The 18,199-nt window shown below is 62.7% G+C and carries 12 protein-coding genes and 1 riboswitch; of the genes, 4 read left to right on the top strand and 8 right to left on the bottom strand.

Going from position 1 to position 18,199, the window contains the following annotated elements:
* Positions 1-46: 46 nt before the first annotated feature.
* Positions 47-1,666: a GMC family oxidoreductase gene (locus tag AB8A23_RS15310; protein ID WP_439059160.1), complete on the bottom strand. Its 1,620-nt coding sequence runs from the start codon at positions 1,664-1,666 to the stop codon at positions 47-49.
* 165 nt (positions 1,667-1,831) lie between these two features.
* Between AB8A23_RS15310 and AB8A23_RS15315 the strand changes: the two genes are divergently transcribed.
* Complete coding sequence (locus tag AB8A23_RS15315; protein ID WP_093756520.1) at positions 1,832-3,004, top strand: M20 aminoacylase family protein; 1,173 nt, start codon at positions 1,832-1,834, stop codon at positions 3,002-3,004.
* A gap of 113 nt (positions 3,005-3,117) precedes the next feature.
* Positions 3,118-3,615, top strand: coding sequence for a YciE/YciF ferroxidase family protein (locus AB8A23_RS15320; RefSeq protein ID WP_068735876.1), 498 nt, complete (start codon positions 3,118-3,120; stop codon positions 3,613-3,615).
* A gap of 42 nt (positions 3,616-3,657) precedes the next feature.
* Here the strand turns inward: AB8A23_RS15320 and gcvP are convergent, their stop codons facing one another.
* From gcvP to gcvT, 3 genes are all read right to left on the bottom strand, one after another.
* A complete protein-coding gene (gcvP, locus tag AB8A23_RS15325; RefSeq protein ID WP_439059158.1) occupies positions 3,658-6,522 on the bottom strand; it encodes an aminomethyl-transferring glycine dehydrogenase in 2,865 nt (954 codons plus the stop codon).
* Positions 6,523-6,583: 61 nt separating this feature from the next.
* Entirely contained in the window at positions 6,584-6,949 is a 366-nt protein-coding gene (gcvH, locus tag AB8A23_RS15330) for a glycine cleavage system protein GcvH (RefSeq protein WP_309948859.1), read from the bottom strand.
* 11 nt (positions 6,950-6,960) lie between these two features.
* The gene (gcvT, locus tag AB8A23_RS15335; RefSeq protein ID WP_439059156.1) at positions 6,961-8,124 is read right to left on the bottom strand and encodes a glycine cleavage system aminomethyltransferase GcvT; all 1,164 of its coding nucleotides are present in this window, start codon (positions 8,122-8,124) and stop codon (positions 6,961-6,963) included.
* 140 nt (positions 8,125-8,264) lie between these two features.
* Positions 8,265-8,358, bottom strand: a riboswitch (glycine riboswitch).
* Between the two features lie 272 nt (positions 8,359-8,630).
* Between gcvT and alaS the strand changes: the two genes are divergently transcribed.
* Positions 8,631-11,309: an alanine--tRNA ligase gene (alaS, locus tag AB8A23_RS15340; protein ID WP_439059154.1), complete on the top strand. Its 2,679-nt coding sequence runs from the start codon at positions 8,631-8,633 to the stop codon at positions 11,307-11,309.
* A gap of 259 nt (positions 11,310-11,568) precedes the next feature.
* Positions 11,569-13,260, top strand: a complete 1,692-nt coding sequence (gene ybaL / locus AB8A23_RS15345) for a YbaL family putative K(+) efflux transporter (protein WP_439059152.1) — start codon at positions 11,569-11,571, stop codon at positions 13,258-13,260.
* 22 nt (positions 13,261-13,282) lie between these two features.
* Here ybaL and AB8A23_RS15350 read toward each other — a convergent pair whose 3' ends face one another.
* From AB8A23_RS15350 to AB8A23_RS15365, 4 genes are all read right to left on the bottom strand, one after another.
* A complete protein-coding gene (locus AB8A23_RS15350) occupies positions 13,283-13,987 on the bottom strand; it encodes an SDR family oxidoreductase (protein ID WP_439059150.1) in 705 nt (234 codons plus the stop codon).
* A gap of 140 nt (positions 13,988-14,127) precedes the next feature.
* A complete protein-coding gene (locus AB8A23_RS15355) occupies positions 14,128-14,556 on the bottom strand; it encodes a DUF3455 domain-containing protein (RefSeq protein ID WP_439060520.1) in 429 nt (142 codons plus the stop codon).
* Between the two features lie 144 nt (positions 14,557-14,700).
* On the bottom strand, positions 14,701-16,767 hold the full coding sequence (locus AB8A23_RS15360; protein ID WP_439059149.1) for a prolyl oligopeptidase family serine peptidase: 2,067 nt from the start codon (positions 16,765-16,767) through the stop codon (positions 14,701-14,703).
* Between the two features lie 94 nt (positions 16,768-16,861).
* A complete protein-coding gene (locus AB8A23_RS15365) occupies positions 16,862-18,076 on the bottom strand; it encodes an NADP-dependent isocitrate dehydrogenase (RefSeq protein ID WP_068735892.1) in 1,215 nt (404 codons plus the stop codon).
* Positions 18,077-18,199 lie beyond the last annotated feature (123 nt).

Genomic DNA, 18,199 nt, shown 5'->3' on the forward strand with positions numbered 1-18,199 from the left:
GGGGACTGGATCGGCGAAGGCGGAAATTTATTCCCGCCGAATGAGGTTATCGCGAATCCGTGATGATCATTGATGCGCCTTTTTCCGCGATCATCGCGGTCGGCGTGTTGGTATTGCCCGACGTGATCGTTGGCATGACCGAGGCGTCCACGACGCGCAATCCGGCGATCCCGTAAAAGCGCAGCCGCTCGTCCACCGCTGCCATCGGGTCCGATGACGTGCCCATCTTCGCGGTCCCGACAGGATGGAAGATGGTGGTGCCGATATCGCCGGCGGCCTTGGCCAACGACGCCGCATCGTCGCCAACCGATGGCCCCGGCAGATATTCTTCGGGATGATAGGCGGCGAGCGCCTGCTGCTTCATCAGCCTGCGCGTGACACGGATCGCATCGGCAGCAACCTGACGATCGTCGTCTGTCGAGAGATAGTGCGGAGCAATTGCCGGTGCGTCATCGGGCTTCGCCGAGCGTAGCTTGATCTCGCCGCGCGATGTGGGCTGCAGATTGCAGGCAGCAATGGTGATCGCCGGAAAGCGATGCAGTGGATCGCCGAATTTGTCGAGCGAGAGCGGCTGGACGTGAAACTGGATGTTGGCGCGTTCGCGATGGGCATCGGAGCGCGTGAAGATGCCAAGCTGCGATGGCGCCATGGTGAGCGGCCCGCGGCGGCGAAGCGCGTAATCGACGCCCATCCAGCCACGGCGGAACAGATTGTAGTAGGTCTCGTTCAGCGTGCGCACGCCGGAGACTTTGTAGATCGCACGCTGCTGCAGGTGATCCTGCAGATTACGGCCGACGCCCTGGCGGTCGAGCGTGACGTCGACGCCAGCTGCGGACAGCCACTCCGCGGGTCCGATGCCGGAGCGCTGCAACAGATGCGGTGAGCCGACCGCGCCAGCACACAGGATGACTTCGCCCTTGGCACGTGCCTCCATCTCCTGGCCGTTCTGGATGAAACGCACGCCGACCGCGCGGCCGTTTTCGACGATCAGGCGATCGACCATCACCTTGGTTTCAAGCCGCAGGTTCGGGCGGTGCAGTGCGGGCTTGAGAAAGCCGCGAGCCGACGACCAGCGCCGACCGCGCTTCTGGTTGACGTGAAAATAGCCGATGCCTTCGTTGTCGCCGGTGTTGAAATCGGCGGTCTTGCGAATGCCCATTTCGGCCGCAGCATTGCCGACGGCGTCGAGCACTTCCCACGACAGCCGTGGTTCTTCGATGCGCCAGCCGCCGCCTGCGCCGTGATGTTCGCTGGCGCCAAGGAAATGATCTTCCAATGTCTTGAACGCCGGGAGCACATCGTCATAGCCCCAGCCATTGAGGCCGAGCTGTCGCCAGTGATCGTAGTCGGCCGCCTGGCCGCGCATCGAGATCATGGCATTGATCGCGGAGGAACCACCGATCACCTTGCCGCGCGGATAGGCCAGCGCGCGGCCATTGAGGCCGGGCTCGGGCTCGGTGCGGAACATCCAGTCGGAGCGGGGGTTGCCGATGGCGAAAAGGTAGCCGACCGGGATGTGAAACCAGATCCAGTTGTCGTTGCCGCCGGCCTCCAGGACGAGGACGTGCTTGCCGGGATCTGCCGAAAGGCGATTGGCGACGATGCAACCGGCGGTACCCGCACCAACCACGATATAATCGAAATCACCCTCGAGCCGTGTCGTCATCGTTTCCCTGCCGCATCCGTTCCACGGTCTCACCTGCCGTGCCGAAAGGGATTAGCGAGGCCGCGGGCGCCTGTACAGCGTGTGATGGGGCCGGTGGGGTGGGCCGTTGGCACGCGACATGCTAGACAAGGATATCGCCGTTCCACCGCATCGAGACCCTGACCCATGCCCATCATCAATCGTGTCGCCGATCTGCAACCGGAAATCATGGCCTGGCGCCGTGACCTGCATGCCCATCCAGAGCTGATGTATGACGTGCACCGGACCGCGGGCTTCGTGGCGGAACGACTGAAGGAGTTCGGTTGCGACGAAGTTGTGACCGGCTTGGGACGGACCGGTGTCGTCGGCGTCATCAGGGGCCGCAAGCCGGCCTCGGGCGAGCACAAGGTCATCGGGCTGCGCGCCGACATGGACGCGCTGCCGATCGAGGAAGAGACCAATCTGCCTTACGCCTCGAAGACCCCCGGCAAGATGCATGCCTGCGGTCACGATGGCCACACGTCCATGCTGCTGGGAGCGGCGCAATATCTCGCCGAAACACGCAATTTCGCGGGCGATGCCGTCGTCATCTTCCAGCCGGCCGAAGAGGGCGGTGCGGGCGCGGCGGCGATGATCAAGGACGGCTTGATGGACCGTTTCAAGATCGATCAGGTCTACGGCATGCACAACAATCCCGGCATGCCCGTCGGCTCCTTCGCGCTGCGTCCGGGCCCGATCATGGCGGCGATGGACCGCATCTCGATCCAGATCGAGGGCAAGGGCGGCCATGCCGCCTATCCACACAAGACCATCGATTCCGTGCTGGTCGGCTCGCAGCTCGTGATGGCGCTGCAGACGATCGTTTCCCGTACCGTCAATCCCCTAGAATCCGCGGTGCTGTCGATCTGTGAATTCCATGCCGGGCATGCCAGCAACGTCATCCCGGCTACCGCTGAACTGCGCGGCACCGTGCGGACGTTGAACGCCGAGGTGCGTGATCTCATGGAGAAGCGCATGAACGAGGTGGTCAACGGCGTCGCGCTGCAGACCGGCGCGAAGATCGTGCTCGACTATGACCGCGGCTATCCCGTCGTGGTCAACCACCGCGCCGAGACCGACATGGCGGTGCGCGTCGCCAGCGAAATATCCGGGGCTGAGAAGGTCAATATCGACATGCCGCCGGTGATGGGCGCCGAAGACTTCGCCTATATGCTGGAAGCGCGCCCCGGCGCCTTCATCTTCTGCGGAAATGGCGACAGCGCCGGGCTGCACCACCCCGCCTATAATTTCAACGACGACGCCATCGTCTACGGCACGTCCTATTGGGTGAAGCTGGTGGAGACCACGCTGGCGGCCTGACAGCGGGCGTCCACGCAATGATTTTTAATAGTTGCGTCACAACCTCAGGAACAAGACACAACAGGTGACGTTGAGCCGCGGGAAACAACCCCTGGCTTAACGGAGTGCGCGTCATGGCGACTAAAGACAAAGACCTCAACGACCTCTTTCTCGATACGCTCAAGGATATCTACTTCGCGGAAAAGCAGATCCTGAAAGCCCTGCCGAAGATGGCCAAGGCCGCAACCTCGGACAAATTGCGTGCCGCTTTCGAAAAGCATCACGACGAAACCGAAGGCCAGGTCGAGCGCCTGGAACAGATCTTCGAGCTGCTCGACAAGCCCGCCCGCGGCAAGACCTGCGATGCCATCATGGGTATCCTCGATGAAGGCAAGGAGATCATGGACGAGTACAAGGGCACGAGTTCGCTCGATGCCGGCCTGCTTGCTGCGGCGCAGGCTGTCGAACACTATGAGATCTCGCGCTATGGCACCTTGAAGGCCTGGGCCACGGAACTCGGCATGAAGGACGCAGTGCGGCTGCTCGACGAGACGCTCAATCAGGAAAAGAAGACCGATGAGTCACTGTCGGTGCTGGCGAAATCGGCAGTCAATCTGGCTGCTGCGGCTTGATCGGAAAGGGCCACCCGCACCGTGCGGGTGGCCCTTCTCATTTCACTCCGCGGCCTGCGCGTAGTCTTCCATCGGCGGGCATGAGCACACCAGATTGCGGTCGCCATAGACGTTGTCGACGCGACCCACCGGGCACCAGTATTTGTCGGTGCGCGAGGTGCCGGCCGGGAAACAGCCTTCCGCGCGGGTATAAGCGCGCTTCCAGTCGTCATCCGCGATATCGTGGACGGTATGCGGTGCATGACGCAGCGGTGACGCCTCGACGTTCCAGCGGCCACTCTCGATATCCGTGATCTCCTTGCGGATCGCGATCATCGCCTCACAGAACCGATCGAGTTCGAGTTTCGATTCCGATTCCGTCGGCTCGATCATCAGCGTCCCCACGACAGGAAAGCTCATGGTCGGCGCGTGGAAACCGTAGTCGATCAGGCGCTTGGCGATGTCGTCGACGGTGACACCGGCGGACGTCTTGAATGCGCGCGGATCGATGATGCATTCATGCGCCACGCGTCCCTTTTCGTTGCGATACAGCACCGGGAAATGCGGATGCAGCCGTGTGGCCATGTAGTTCGCATTGAGGATCGCAAGCTCGGTGGCCGAGGTGAGACCCGCGCCGCCCATCATCAGGATGTAAATGTAGGAGATGGTCAGGATCGACGCCGAACCGTAGGGCGCGGCCGACACCGGACCCACCGGCACATCGCCGTTGGCCGAGGGATGACCGGGCAAATAGGGCGCCAGATGCGCCTTGACGCCGATCGGGCCCATGCCGGGGCCGCCGCCGCCGTGCGGAATACAGAACGTCTTGTGCAGGTTGAGATGACTGACGTCCGCGCCGTAATCACCCGGACGCGACAGGCCGACCTGCGCATTCATGTTGGCGCCGTCGAGATAGACCTGACCGCCATTGGCGTGGACGATCTCGCAGATCTCGCGGATATGCTCCTCGAACACGCCGTGGGTCGACGGATAGGTGATCATGATTGCTGCGAGATTGGCCGCGTGTTTCTCGGCCTTGATGCGCAGGTCGTTGACGTCCACGTCACCGCGCTTGTCGCAGGCGACGACAACCACATCCATATTGACCATGCTGGCCGAGGCAGGATTGGTGCCGTGCGCCGATGACGGGATCAGGCAGATATTGCGATGGCTGTCGCCGCGCGCCGCGTGATAGGCGCGGATCGCGAGCAGGCCGGCATATTCGCCCTGCGCGCCGGAATTGGGCTGCAGCGATACAGCGTCGTAACCGGTGATGTCGCACAACCACTTTTCCAGTGTCGCGAAAAGCTGGTGATAGCCGGCGGCCTGTTCGCGGGGCACGAATGGATGCAGCGAGCCCCAAGCGGGCCAGGTCAACGGCATCATCTCGGTGGTCGCGTTCAGCTTCATCGTGCAGGAGCCGAGCGGGATCATCGCGCGATCGAGCGCCAGATCGCGGTCCGAGAGCTTCCGCATATAACGGAGGAGTTCGGTCTCGGAGCGATGGCTGTGGAAGACAGGATGGGTGAGGAAGGCCGAGCTGCGCTTCAGCGAGGCGGGCAGGGCGTCGCTGACGCCATGCTCGACGTCTGAATAGCCGAGCTTGCCGCCGAAGGCGTGCCAGATGGCTTCGACGGTTTCCGGCGTCGTGGTCTCGTCGAGCGCGATGCCGATCGTGCCGTCACCGATGCGCAGGTTGATCTTCTCGGCCTGGGCTGCGGCAATGATGCCGTCGCGCTTGTCACTGACTGTTATGGTGAGCGTGTCGAAGAACGCTTCGCTCTCCGGCGCGAAGCCGAGCTTCTTCAGGCCGGCGGCCAGCACCAGTGCGCGGCGATGGACCGTGCGGGCGATGTGCTTGAGACCCTCGGGGCCGTGATAGACTGCATACATCGAGGCGATTACGGCGAGCAGCACCTGCGCGGTGCAGATGTTCGATGTCGCCTTTTCGCGGCGGATATGCTGTTCGCGGGTCTGCAGCGCCAGACGATAGGCGGGCTCGCCGCGGGAATCGATGGAGAGGCCGACGAGACGGCCCGGGATCGAGCGTTTGATCGCGTCGCGCACCGACATGTAGCCGGCATGCGGACCGCCATAGCCCATCGGCACGCCGAAGCGCTGCGCCGAGCCGATGGCGATATCGGCGCCGAGTTCGCCCGGCGAGGCCAGCAGCGTCAACGCCAGCAGGTCGGCGGCGACGACGGCGAGCGCGCCCTTCGCTTTAAGGGCGGCGATGGCCGGCTTGAAATCGCGCACGATGCCCGTCGTGCCGGGATATTGCAGGATCGCGCCGAACACATCGGCTTTGTCGAGGTCAGTGAGCGGATCGCCGATCTGAAGCTTCCAACCGAGCGGCTCGGCGCGGGTACGCAGCACCGCGAGGGTCTGCGGATGAACTTCATGATCGACGAAGAAGGTTTTGGTCTGAACGTTTGAGGCGCGCTCGGCCAGTGCCATGGCTTCCGCAGCGGCGGTCGCTTCATCGAGTAGCGACGCATTGGCGACGTCGAGGCCAGTGAGATCGCAGATCATGGTCTGGAAATTGAACAGCGCCTCGAGTCGGCCCTGACTGATCTCCGGCTGATACGGCGTATAGGCCGTGTACCAGGCCGGGTTCTCCAGGATGTTGCGCTGGATCACCGTCGGGAGAACAGTGCCGGAATAGCCCTGGCCGATCAGTGACGTGAACACCGCGTTCTTGGCCGCCATCTCGGTCATATGCGCCAGCGCCTCGGTTTCGCTGAGCGCGCGGCCGAGATCGAGCGGCGTCTTCTGGCGAATTGATGCAGGGAGCGTCTCGCCCATCAGTGCGGACAGGCTTTTCGCGCCGACCGTTTCAAGCATCACACGAATATCGGCTTGCGAAGGGCCGATATGGCGGCGGACGAAATCGGTGGCGACGTCGCCGGAAGATTTGTTCAGGGTCATCTGTTGTTCCTCGAACGAATTTCAGAAGCTCGTCATGCCCGGCATTCGCCGGGCATGACGACTAGGCGGTGTGGGCTTTGTAGGCGTCGGCATCCATCAGGCCTTCGAGCTCGCTCTTGTCGGCGAGTTTGAGCTTGAAGAACCACGCCTTGCTGTCGGCATCGGAATTCACCAGCGCGGGCTCGGCCGCGAGCGCGTCGTTGATCGCGACAACCTCGCCGGTGATCGGCGCATAGACGTCGGAGGCGGCCTTGACCGATTCGACCACGGCGGCGGCTTCGGCCTTCTTCAGCACGCGGCCCACTTTGGGTAGTTCGACGAACACGACGTCGCCGAGCTGTGACTGCGCGTAGTCGGTGATGCCGACGGTGACGACGTCGCCGTCAATTAGGAGCCATTCGTGGTCTTCGGTGTACAGGGTGGTCATGGATCAGTTCCTCAACGCTTGTAGCTGTGGGGGACGAAGGGCATGGGTGACACTTTCATCGGCATGCGCTGGCCGCGCAGTTCGGCGAAAACGGTGGCTCCGTCGGCTGCCTGCGCGCTGGGCAGATAGCCCATTGCAATTGGCGCGCCGAGACTGGGGCCGAAACCGCCCGAGGTGACGCTGCCGATCGATTCGGTGGAGGTGGCGTCCGCAAACAGCAACACACCTTCGCGCACTGGCGCGCGGCCTTCCGGCAGCAGGCCGATGCGCTTGCGCGGCGCGCCGCCATCGAGCTGCGCCAGGATCTTGTCGCTGCCGAGAAAACCGCCGGCGCGGGCGCCGCCGGTCCGGCGGCTCTTCTGGATCGACCAGTTCAACCCGCCTTCGATGGGCGTGGTCGTCGTGTCGATGTCATGGCCGTAGAGGCACAGCCCGGCTTCGAGACGCAGGCTGTCGCGGGCGCCGAGGCCAATCGGCAGGACGTCGGGATGATCGAGCAAGGCGGAGGTAAGGGCCTCGGCCTGATCGTTCGGGATCGAGATCTCGTAGCCGTCTTCGCCCGTATAACCGGAGCGCGAGACGAAACAGGCAATGCCGTTCACCTGATGCGGGCCAGCATCCATGAACTTCATCGCCGGCGCTTCCGGGCAGAATTTTGCCAGCACATCCGCGGCCTTTGGCCCTTGCAGGGCGATCAGTGCACGGTCGGGCAGGGTCTCGATAATGCAGCTGTCGGAGAGATGCGCGCGCAGATGCGCCTCGTCCTCGTCCTTGCAGGCAGCGTTGACCACCAGAAACAGGTGATCGCCGAAATTCGCCACCATCAGGTCGTCGAGAATGCCGCCGGCCTCATTGGTGAACTGGGCATAACGCTGACGCCCCGGTGCCAGCGCCAGAATGTCCATCGGCACCAGCTTCTCGAGCGCCAAGGCCGCATCTTCGAGTTTGCCGGACTTCGCCCGCAACCTGAGCTGGCCCATATGGGAAACATCGAACAGTCCCGCGGCCCCGCGGGTGTGGAGATGCTCCTTCAGCACGCCGGTGGCGTATTGCACTGGCATGTCATAGCCGGCGAAGGGCACCATCTTGCCGCCACGGGCGATGTGGAGGGCGTGCAGCGGCGTTTGTTTTAAAGTTGAGGGTTTAGCGGTCGCTAGCATATCGACAGCAGACATGTGACGGGTCCTCGCGGTTCCCCGGGACCATTCCCGGAGTGCCTGTACGAGCCCCATCTGTCGCTGTGCCTGAGAGTATTATCCCGTCGGCGGACGCCATCGGCCCGTTCGGGCTCAAAGGCATCTCTTTCCAGATGCTAACCTGTCACGCGGTCCTTTTGCCTGAGAGTTTCCGGGGCGGTTGCTCCTTCGGCGCCGGCCCAAACGGGGCCGGTCTCTCCCGACGTGACGTCTTTCAACGCCGGCACAAGAGCATGCGTTCCCTGAATCTGTCAACGCGGTTCCGGCACCTATCAACGGCCCTGTGCTGCTGCGGCAAGCCCCTGATCCGCTTGAATGATCCCTTGTCATCCCCTTGCACAGTTTCTGGACAGGCCTAGTGCCGCCGGTCTAAAAGCAACCGGTTGTGGCATTGGCCGGCGGCAAATCTTCAAACAATTTGGCCGTGGGCGATTTTTAGGCGCCAAGTCTTGAACGTAACAAGTCTTGGGCGCAATGGGACTGATATGAGCGGCGTTAACGAGATCAGGTCGGCATTTCTGAATTACTTCGCGGCGAATGGTCACGACATCGTGTCGTCGTCGCCGCTGGTGCCGCGCAACGACCCCACGCTGATGTTCACCAATGCCGGCATGGTGCAGTTCAAGAACGTCTTTACCGGCGTCGAGAAGCGGCCCTATCAGCGCGCGACGACGTCGCAGAAATGCGTCCGCGCCGGCGGCAAGCATAACGATCTCGACAATGTCGGCTATACCGCGCGCCATCACACCTTCTTCGAGATGCTCGGCAACTTCTCGTTTGGCGACTATTTCAAGGAACGCGCGATCGAGCTGGCCTGGAACCTGATCACCAAGGAATACGGTCTGGCGAAAGATCGCCTGCTGGTCACCGTCTATTCCGAGGACGATGAAGCTTTCGCTCTGTGGAAGAAGATTGGCCTGCCGGATTCCAAGATCATCCGCATCCCGACCTCGGACAATTTCTGGCAGATGGGCGATACCGGCCCCTGCGGCCCGTGTTCGGAAATCTTCTTCGACCATGGCGACAAGATTCCAGGTGGCCCTCCCGGCTCGCCCGATGAAGACGGCGACCGCTTCATCGAGATCTGGAATCTGGTGTTCATGCAGTTCGACCAGCTTGCGCCGGGCAACCGCATCTCGCTGCCGAAGCCGTCAATCGACACTGGCATGGGCCTCGAGCGCATCGCTGCGGTGCTGCAGGGCAAGCACGACAATTACGACATCGACCTATTCGTCGCACTGATCCGCGCCATCGCCGATCTCACCGGGGCCGATCCGCAGGGCCCGATGAAGGCCTCGCTGCGCGTCATCGCCGACCATCTGCGCGCCTCGTCATTCCTGATTGCCGATGGCGTGCTGCCGTCGAATGAAGGCCGCGGCTATGTGCTGCGCCGGATCATGCGCCGCGCCATGCGTCACGGCCAGTTGCTCGGCGCCAAGGAGCCGCTGATGTGGCGCCTTGTGTGGGCGCTGGTGCGCGAGATGGGCCAGGCCTATCCGGAGCTGGTGCGCGCCGAGAGCCTGATCGAGGAAACGCTGCGGCTCGAAGAGACGCGCTTCCGCAAGACGCTGGATCGTGGTCTCGGCATTCTCGACGACAAGAGCGCATCGCTGAAGAAGGGCGACATGTTCGACGGCGAGACCGCCTTCACGCTGTACGACACCTACGGCTTCCCGCTCGACCTCACACAGGACGCACTGCGCAACCGCGGCATCTCGGTCGATATCGCGTCCTTCACCGATGCGATGGAGAAGCAGAAACAGAAGGCCCGCGCGTCGCGCTTTTCCTCCGGCGAGACCGCGACCGAAGCGATCTGGTTCGAGTTGCGTGAAAAACTCGGTGCGACGGAATTTCTCGGCTACGAGACCGAGTCTGCGGAAGGTGCGGTTACGGCACTGGTGAAGGATGGCAAGGAAGTCGACAGCCTCAAGGCAGGCGACACCGGCGCCATCGTGCTCAACCAGACGCCGTTCTATGCAGAGTCCGGTGGCCAGGTCGGCGACACTGGTGTGATCACCGGCGAGGGCGTGACCTTCCGTGTCACAGAAACCCAGAAGCGCGCAGGCGATCTGTTCGTGCATGTCGGCACGCTCGAGCAGGGCACGCTGAAAGTCGGCGCTGCACTGGCGCTCGACGTCGATCACACCCGTCGCTCATCGATTCGCGCCAATCACTCGGCGACGCATCTGCTGCATGAAGCGCTGCGTCAGGTGCTCGGCGATCACATCGCCCAGCGCGGTTCGCTGGTGGCGCCGGATCGCCTGCGTTTCGATTTCGTGCATCAGAAGCCGATCACGGCCGACGAGCTCCGCCGCGTTGAGGACATCGCCAACAATGTCGTGCTGGAAAACGACGCCGTCACCACGCGCCTGATGGCGGTGGACGATGCCCGCGAGGCCGGCGCTCGCGCGCTGTTCGGCGAGAAATACGGCGACGAAGTTCGCGTTGTCTCCATGGGCAAGATGCCGCGCGATAGCGGCAGCAATGCGCTCGGCTGGTCGGTCGAACTTTGCGGCGGCACCCATGTGCGGCGCACTGGCGACATCGGCATGATCTCGGTCACCGGCGAAAGCGCGGTGTCTTCCGGCGTGCGCCGCATCGAGGCGCTGACCGGTAATCATGCGCGTCATCACGCCAACGAGACGATGCAGCTCGCCAAGACCGCTGCGAACGAGCTCCGCACGACGCTCGACGACATGCCGGCGCGCATCGCTGCGCTGATGGACGAGCGCAAGAAGCTGGAGCGTGAACTCTCCGAGGCGAAGAAGACCATCGCCATGGGCGGTGCTGCGGCCGGTGCACCGGCCGCAGGTGGCGCATCCGCAGACGTCAAGACTGTCGGCGACGTCAAGCTGATGGCCAAGAGTGTGTCGGGCATCGAGATGAAGGATCTCAAGAGCCTCGCCGATGCCGGCAAGAAGCAGCTCGGCTCCGGCGTGGTCGCGATCATCAATGTCGGTGAAGACGGCAAGGCCGGCGTCGTGGTCGGCGTCACCGAGGATCTGACCAAGCGCTTCAGCGCTGTCGATCTGGTGAAGCTCGCCTCTGAAGCCTTGGGCGGCAAAGGCGGCGGTGGGCGGGCGGACATGGCGCAGGCCGGCGGTCCGGACGGCGCCAAGGCCGATGCGGCGCTGGCGGCGATCGAAGCGGCGATCGGCAACTAATCTCGTCATTCCGGTGTCGCGAACGCCGCCAGGCGGGCGCGAACCCGGAATCCCGCAATGTGACTCTCACATCGAGATTCCCCGCCATTCCAACTGGAATGGCTGAGGTTCACGCTCTCAGCTTCGCTGAGATCGCGTCCCGAAATGGCAGTGTGGGTCACACACCCCCATCTCGCGATGACGTGACCGCTCGCGCCTGCGACCATGAGTAGCCCTCGTTAAGGGTGGCATCCCACGCGCCCATGCGGCAAAAAGCGGCATGGAGCATAACACCCCGCTGATTTCCACCGTCGTCGTTGGCCTCGTACTGGCATTCATCCTCGGCCTGATCGCACAGCGTATTCGCGTGTCGCCGCTGGTCGGCTATCTGCTCGCCGGCGTCTTCATGGGTCCATTTACGCCCGGCTATGTGGCGGACCAGAATATCGCCAATGAACTCGCGGAAATCGGCATCATCCTGCTGATGTTTGGCGTAGGCCTGCATTTCTCGCTGAAGGATTTGCTGTCGGTCAAGAATATCGCGATCCCCGGGGCCATCGTGCAGATCGCCGTGGCTACCCTGCTCGGCATCGGTCTCGGCGAGGCGCTGGGCTGGTCGTTCGGTGGCGGCCTTGTGTTCGGCCTCGCGCTGTCGGTGGCTTCGACGGTGGTGCTGCTTCGCGCGCTGCAGGAACGACGCCTGGTGGACAGCGAACGCGGCCGCATCGCCATCGGTTGGCTGATCGTCGAGGATCTCGCAATGGTGCTGACGCTGGTGCTGCTTCCGGCGATCGCTGGCCTGCTTAAAGGCGAGGGCAATGGTGCCAGCATGTCGTCGTTGGCTATGCCGGTGCTGATCACGCTCGGTAAGGTCGCGGGCTTCGTCATCTTCATGCTGGTGGTCGGCCGCCGCGTCATCCCGATGCTGCTGCACTATGTGGCGCATACCGGATCGCGCGAGTTGTTTCGTCTTGCGGTGTTCGCGATCTCGCTCGGGGTCGCCTTCGGCGCAGCTCTCATATTCGACGTGTCATTCGCGCTCGGTGCGTTCTTTGCGGGCATGATCCTCAGCGAATCCGAACTCAGCCAGCGCGCCGCCAATGAGACGCTGCCGCTGCGCGACGCGTTTGCGGTGTTGTTTTTCGTTTCGGTCGGTATGCTCGTCGATCCGGCGATCATCCTGCGCGAACCGCTGCCGCTGCTCGCCACCGTGTTCATCATCCTGTTCGGCAAGTCGGCGGCTGCCTTCGGCATCGTCCGGCTGTTCGGGTATCCGACCTCGACGGCGCTGACGATCTCCGCCTCGCTGGCGCAGATCGGCGAGTTCTCCTTCATTCTCGTCAGCCTCGGTGTGGGCCTCGGTCTGCTGCCCGATCGCGGTCGCGATCTTGTGCTCGCCGGCGCGATCATCTCGATCATGCTCAATCCGCTGTTCTTCGCGTTGCTCGATCGCTTACTGGCCGACAAGGACGCGAAAGCAGCGGCAGCGAGTGAAGCCGCTGCTGCGGACAGCAAGGAGAAGGCGGTCCCGCGCGTCCCGTTGCCGGACACCCAGCTCAAGGACCACGTCGTGCTGGTCGGACACGGCCGCGTTGGCAGCGTCGTCAGCAGGGCGCTGCGCCTGAACAACACGCCGCTGCTGGTGATCGAGGACACGCCAGGTGTCGTCGAGCGCCTGCAGAGTCTCGGTGTCGAAGTGATCACCGGCAATGCCGCGGCGCCGGACATGTTGCAGGCTGCGAATGTGATGGGCGCCAGGGGATTGCTCGTCGCCATCCCGGACGCCTTCGAAGGCGGTCAGATCGTCGCCAAGGCCCGTGCGCTCAACCCTACGCTTCCAATCATCGCCCGCGCCCATTCCGAAGAAGAGATCGCGCATCTCAAGCATCACGGCGCCAATGTCGTGATCATGGGCGAGCAGGAAATCGCCAAGGCGATGCTGCTGCAGATCGGCGCGACGGCGGCCGTTTAGTCGCGCCGTTGCGATCAGGTCATCACACCGACCGCGTCATGCCGCCATCGACGCGAATGTTCTGGCCGGTGATATAGCCAGCGCCATCCGATGCGAGGAATGCGACCGTGGCTGCGATCTCGTCGCTCTTGCCATAGCGTTGCATCGGGACGCTCTGGCGCCGCTCTTCGGTGGCGGGCAGGCTGTCGATCCAGCCGGGCAGCACATTGTTCATCCGTACATTGTCGGCGGCAAAACTATCCGCGAACAATTTTGTGTAAGAGGCGAGACCGGCGCGGAACACGGCGGAAGTCGGAAACATCGCTGAGGGCTCGAATGCCCATGCGGTGGAGATGTTGATGATCGCGCCGGACTTTTGTTTCTGCATGATCGGTGTCACCAGCCGCGTTGGCCGGATCACGTTCATCAGGTAGACATCCATGCCAGTGTGCCACTGCTCGTCGGTGATATCGAGCAGCGGCGCACGCGGGCCGTGACCGGCGCTGTTTACCAGCGTGTCGATCCGGCCCCATTTCTCCAGCGTGTCATCGACCAGTCGCTTCAAATCGTCGCTCGACTGGTTGGAGCCGGTGACGCCAATGCCGCCGAGTTCTTGCGCCAACGCTTCACCTTTCCCCGATGAAGACAGGATCGCGACATTAAAGCCGTCGGCGGCAAGGCGGCGCGCAGATGCTGCGCCCATGCCGCTTCCACCGGCCGTGATGATGGCGACTTTGCTAGATGACATGAGGCGGTCTCCCTGACTGTTTTTCTGGTCTTCTCTGCTCTAGCGGCAAATCGTTCGGCGTAGAAACGCAAACCTCACGCCTGGCTCTGTGCCTGCTCGGTATTCTCCACCGCGCCGGAGTGTCCGCCGGCGAAATGTCCTTAGCCTTTGCGCAGGAACACGTAGTCGGCCGAATAGGGCTCGCTCTGTAACGTGCCGGCGCCGCTGCAGGTGCCGCCGAGCGTGCCGCCAACGGTGTTGATGCGCTGTACCGTGGTCACGCCGCTCAACATGCCGCTGCCGCGATGCGAGGCGGCTTCGAGGCGGAGCCACGGAATGTCCTTGGCAGTGGTGCCTGGTGCGTTGCCGGTCACCTTACCGACCACCGCGCTGCCATCGCTGTATTCCCAGTTCGGTCCGACATAGTGCCGCCCCACGGTCTTGCCATCCGCCATCAGCGTGGCGATCGGCTCGCGGAACGCCCATGTCAGCTTTCCTGAAGCGTCGACCTTGCACTCATAGACCTGCGCGCCTTCAGCATGCAGCTTGGCGATCTGCGTCTCGCCGGGGGCTGCAATCGCATCCGGCATCTGCGCCAAAGCAGAGAATGCGCCCGCGACACTGAGCGAGAGCGTGACAATCGTGGTCAGGATCGGGCGTTTGAAAACATGTGGCGTATTGCAGGTCATGTGAACCCTCTCTTGCTCTGGTTGGTAGTTGCTCTGTCGTTCGTTTTACGCAGCTCCAATCGTCCGCCGTAGAAACGCAAATCCCAGAGCCTGGCTCTGTGCCTGCTTGGTATTGTCCACCGCGCCGGAGTGTCCGCCCGCCACCGTCTCGTTGAACCAGACGGGATAACCAAGGTCTTCGAGCTTCGCTGCCATCTTGCGGGCATGGCCGGGATGGACGCGGTCGTCGGTGCGGTTGGTGGTGATGAAGATCGGCGGATAGGTCTTACCGGGCGCGATCAGGTGATAGGGCGAGTATTTCTGCAGATAGGCCCACTCGTCGGGAATTTCTGGATCGCCATATTCGGCGATCCAGCTCGCGCCGGCGAGCAGCTTGGTATAGCGCGCCATGTCGAGTAGCGGCACGCTGCACCAGACCGCGCCGAACAGTTCCGGATAGCGCGTCAGCATGTTGCCGACCAGCAGGCCACCATTGCTGCCGCCGTGGCAGGCGAGTTTCTGCGGCGTCGTTATACCTGATGCAGCGAGATCTCGCGCCACAGTCGCGAAGTCGTCATGGGCCACATGCTTGGTGATCTTGCGCGAAGCCAGATGCCACGCCGGGCCGAACTCACCACCACCGCGGATATTGGCGATGGCGTAGAGATGACCTTGTTCGAGCCACAGCTTGCCGGCGATGCCCATATAGGCGGGTGTCAGCGATATCTCGAAGCCGCCATAGCCATAGAGAATCGTCGGCCGGGGCGGGGCGCCGGCCGAGAGATTCTTGCCGATCAGGAAGTAGGGGATCCTGGTGCCGTCCGCTGCCACCGCATGGCGTTGTTGCACCTCGATGCCCTCGGGATTGAAATTGGGCGGCGAGCTCTTCAGCGGCTCGGGTGCGCCGTGGCCATTCCACAGCACTGTCGTTGTCGGCCGGTCGAAGCCCGCGACGGTGAAGAGCATGTCGGTGCCGAGATCGGGATCGTCCTCGCCGCCGAAATTCTGCGCCGAGATCGTGGCGTTATCGGGCAATCCCGGAATTGCCGTCTCGCGCCAGCCAGCCTCGCTCCGCTGCAGCAGAGCGAGGCGACCGCGGACGTTGTCGAGGATTTCCAGCACAATGCCGTGTCGCGTCTCCGACCATGACTGCAATGCGCGGGTCGGTGTCGGCATGAACACGATCTCGAAATTGCGTGCCCCAGACAGGAAGCGATCGAGGTCGATGACGGCGAGTGCGCCAGTCGGAATCGTCTCGTCGCCGACAGTCCAGTCCTGTTTCGGGCTGATCAGGAGATCGTCCGCTTCCGCCGAGACGGAGACTTCTTCCGGCAGTTCGAGGCGCAGGCGCTTTCCGGCATGCGGACCATGCTTGCGCTCGAGGAAGATATGCGAGCGCGTGAAATCCAGCGCGCGCCAGTACATCACGCCTTCATGGCTCGGTCGGCGGTTGACGCCGAACCAGGCGGCGACGTCCTGCTTCTCGACCTCGAAGACGGTTTCAGCCGCGGCCAGCGGCGTGCCGCGCGTCCACCTGCGTACGGTGCGGGTATAGCCGGCCTCCGTGCTGTCCTCGGGCGTCTGCGCGCTGCCGAGCAGCAGTGTGTCCTGATCGACCCAGCTCACCTGCGTCTTGGCCTTCGGGATGATGAAGCCGTCGGCAACGAAGCTCTTGCTGGGAATATCGAACTCACGGACCTCGATGGCGTCAGTGCCGTTGAACGACAGGCTGATCAACGCGCGGGTCTTGTCCGGCGAACGCGCAGCACCTGCGAAGGCCCAGGAGATGCCTTCCGCTTGGTTCAGTGCATCGATGTCGAGCAGCACGTCCCATTCAGGCGTATCGGTCTTGTAGCTCTCCAGCACCGTGCGGCGCCAAAGCCCGCGCGGATGAGCGGCGTCTTTCCAGAAATTATAGAGATAGTCGCCAGACTTTCCGACGAAGGGAATGCGATCGTCGGCGTCGAGGATTTTCATGACTGCGTCGAAATCGCGCTTGTAGCTATCGTCGCAGAGAAAGCCATCGGTCCGCGCATTCTGTGCCTCGACCCATGCCACGGCTTTCTCGCCCTCGATTTCTTCGAGCCAGACATATGGATCATTGCTGCCGTCGGCGGGATTTGGCGCAGTCATGGGTCACCTCGAAAACGGAACGTCTCAAAAAGAAAGTCCGGGGTGCCTGAGGCAACCCGGACGTTCGGATGGTGCAGTCAGGAGAGGGCGGAAATCAGGCCGCCAGTTCCTTGGTCAGGTTTTCCGCGACCTTGTCGAGGAAGCCCGTGGTCGAGAGCCAGCGCTGGTCGGCGCCGACCAGCAGCGCCAGATCCTTGGTCATGTAGCCGGCTTCGACGGTGTCGACGCAGACCTTTTCGAGGGTCTTGGCGAACTTCGCCAGCTCGGCATTGTTGTCGAGCTTGGCGCGGTGGGCGAGACCCTGGGTCCAGGCGAAGATCGACGCGATCGAGTTGGTCGATGTTTCCTTGCCCTTCTGGTGCTCGCGGTAGTGACGAGTCACGGTGCCGTGGGCAGCTTCGGCTTCCACCACCGAACCGTCCGGCGTCAACAAGACCGAGGTCATCAGGCCGAGTGAGCCGTAGCCCTGGGCCACAGTGTCGGACTGCACGTCGCCGTCGTAGTTCTTACAGGCCCAGACGTAACCGCCGGACCACTTCATGGCAGCAGCCACCATGTCGTCGATCAGGCGATGCTCATAGGTGATCTTCGCGGCTTCGAACTTGGTCTTGAATTCGGCGTCGAAGATTTCCTGGAAGATGTCCTTGAAGCGACCGTCATAGACCTTGAGGATGGTGTTCTTGGTCGACAGGTAGACCGGAACGCCGCGCGACAGGCCGTAGTTCAGCGATGCGCGGGCGAAGTCGCGGATCGAGTCGTCGAGGTTGTACATGGCCAGTGCGACGCCGGCGCCGGGGGACTGGAACACTTCGCGCTCGATCACGGCGCCGTCTTCGCCGACGAACTTCATCGTCAGGGTGCCCTTGCCGGGGAACTTGAAGTCGGTGGCGCGGTACTGATCGCCGAAAGCGTGACGGCCGATGATGATCGGCTTGGTCCAGCCGGGGACCAGGCGCGGCACGTTGCTGCAGATAATCGGTTCGCGGAAGATCACGCCGCCGAGGATGTTGCGGATGGTGCCGTTCGGCGACTTCCACATCTGCTTGAGGCCGAATTCCTTCACGCGCGCTTCATCGGGGGTGATGGTGGCACACTTCACGCCGACGCCGTATTTCTTGATCGCGTGGGCGGCGTCAATGGTGACCTGATCGTCGGTCTTGTCGCGGTATTCCATCCCGAGGTCGAAATACATCAGGTTGACGTCAAGGAAGGGGTTGATCAGCTTGTCCTTGATGTACTGCCAGATGATCCGGGTCATCTCATCGCCGTCGAGTTCGACGACGGGGTTGGCTACCTTGATTTTTGCCATGGTGGTTCGGGCCTTTAGCGCGTTGCGGGAGGGATGATTTGTAGGGGGGCTATAGCACCGCGCAGGACCCGGCGAAAGCCGGGGCGTCATGCAGTTTCGGCGCAATTTTCAGCCCAAAACGCA

This window comes from Tardiphaga sp. 619_E2_N8_4, assembly GCF_051810905.1.
In the GTDB taxonomy this organism is placed as follows: domain Bacteria; phylum Pseudomonadota; class Alphaproteobacteria; order Rhizobiales; family Xanthobacteraceae; genus Tardiphaga; species Tardiphaga robiniae.

Bases quoted from the DNA above. Each gene is read 5' to 3' on its own strand.
- AB8A23_RS15310 (WP_439059160.1), bottom strand. From the start codon at position 1,666: ATGACGACACGGCTCGAGGGTGATTTCGATTATATCGTGGTTGGTGCG.
- AB8A23_RS15315 (WP_093756520.1), top strand. From the start codon at position 1,832: ATGCCCATCATCAATCGTGTCGCCGATCTGCAACCGGAAATCATGGCC.
- AB8A23_RS15320 (WP_068735876.1), top strand. From the start codon at position 3,118: ATGGCGACTAAAGACAAAGACCTCAACGACCTCTTTCTCGATACGCTC.
- gcvP (WP_439059158.1), bottom strand. From the start codon at position 6,522: ATGACCCTGAACAAATCTTCCGGCGACGTCGCCACCGATTTCGTCCGC.
- gcvH (WP_309948859.1), bottom strand. From the start codon at position 6,949: ATGACCACCCTGTACACCGAAGACCACGAATGGCTCCTAATTGACGGC.
- gcvT (WP_439059156.1), bottom strand. From the start codon at position 8,124: ATGTCTGCTGTCGATATGCTAGCGACCGCTAAACCCTCAACTTTAAAA.
- alaS (WP_439059154.1), top strand. From the start codon at position 8,631: ATGAGCGGCGTTAACGAGATCAGGTCGGCATTTCTGAATTACTTCGCG.
- ybaL (WP_439059152.1), top strand. From the start codon at position 11,569: ATGGAGCATAACACCCCGCTGATTTCCACCGTCGTCGTTGGCCTCGTA.
- AB8A23_RS15350 (WP_439059150.1), bottom strand. From the start codon at position 13,987: ATGTCATCTAGCAAAGTCGCCATCATCACGGCCGGTGGAAGCGGCATG.
- AB8A23_RS15355 (WP_439060520.1), bottom strand. From the start codon at position 14,556: ATGCCGGATGCGATTGCAGCCCCCGGCGAGACGCAGATCGCCAAGCTG.
- AB8A23_RS15360 (WP_439059149.1), bottom strand. From the start codon at position 16,767: ATGACTGCGCCAAATCCCGCCGACGGCAGCAATGATCCATATGTCTGG.
- AB8A23_RS15365 (WP_068735892.1), bottom strand. From the start codon at position 18,076: ATGGCAAAAATCAAGGTAGCCAACCCCGTCGTCGAACTCGACGGCGAT.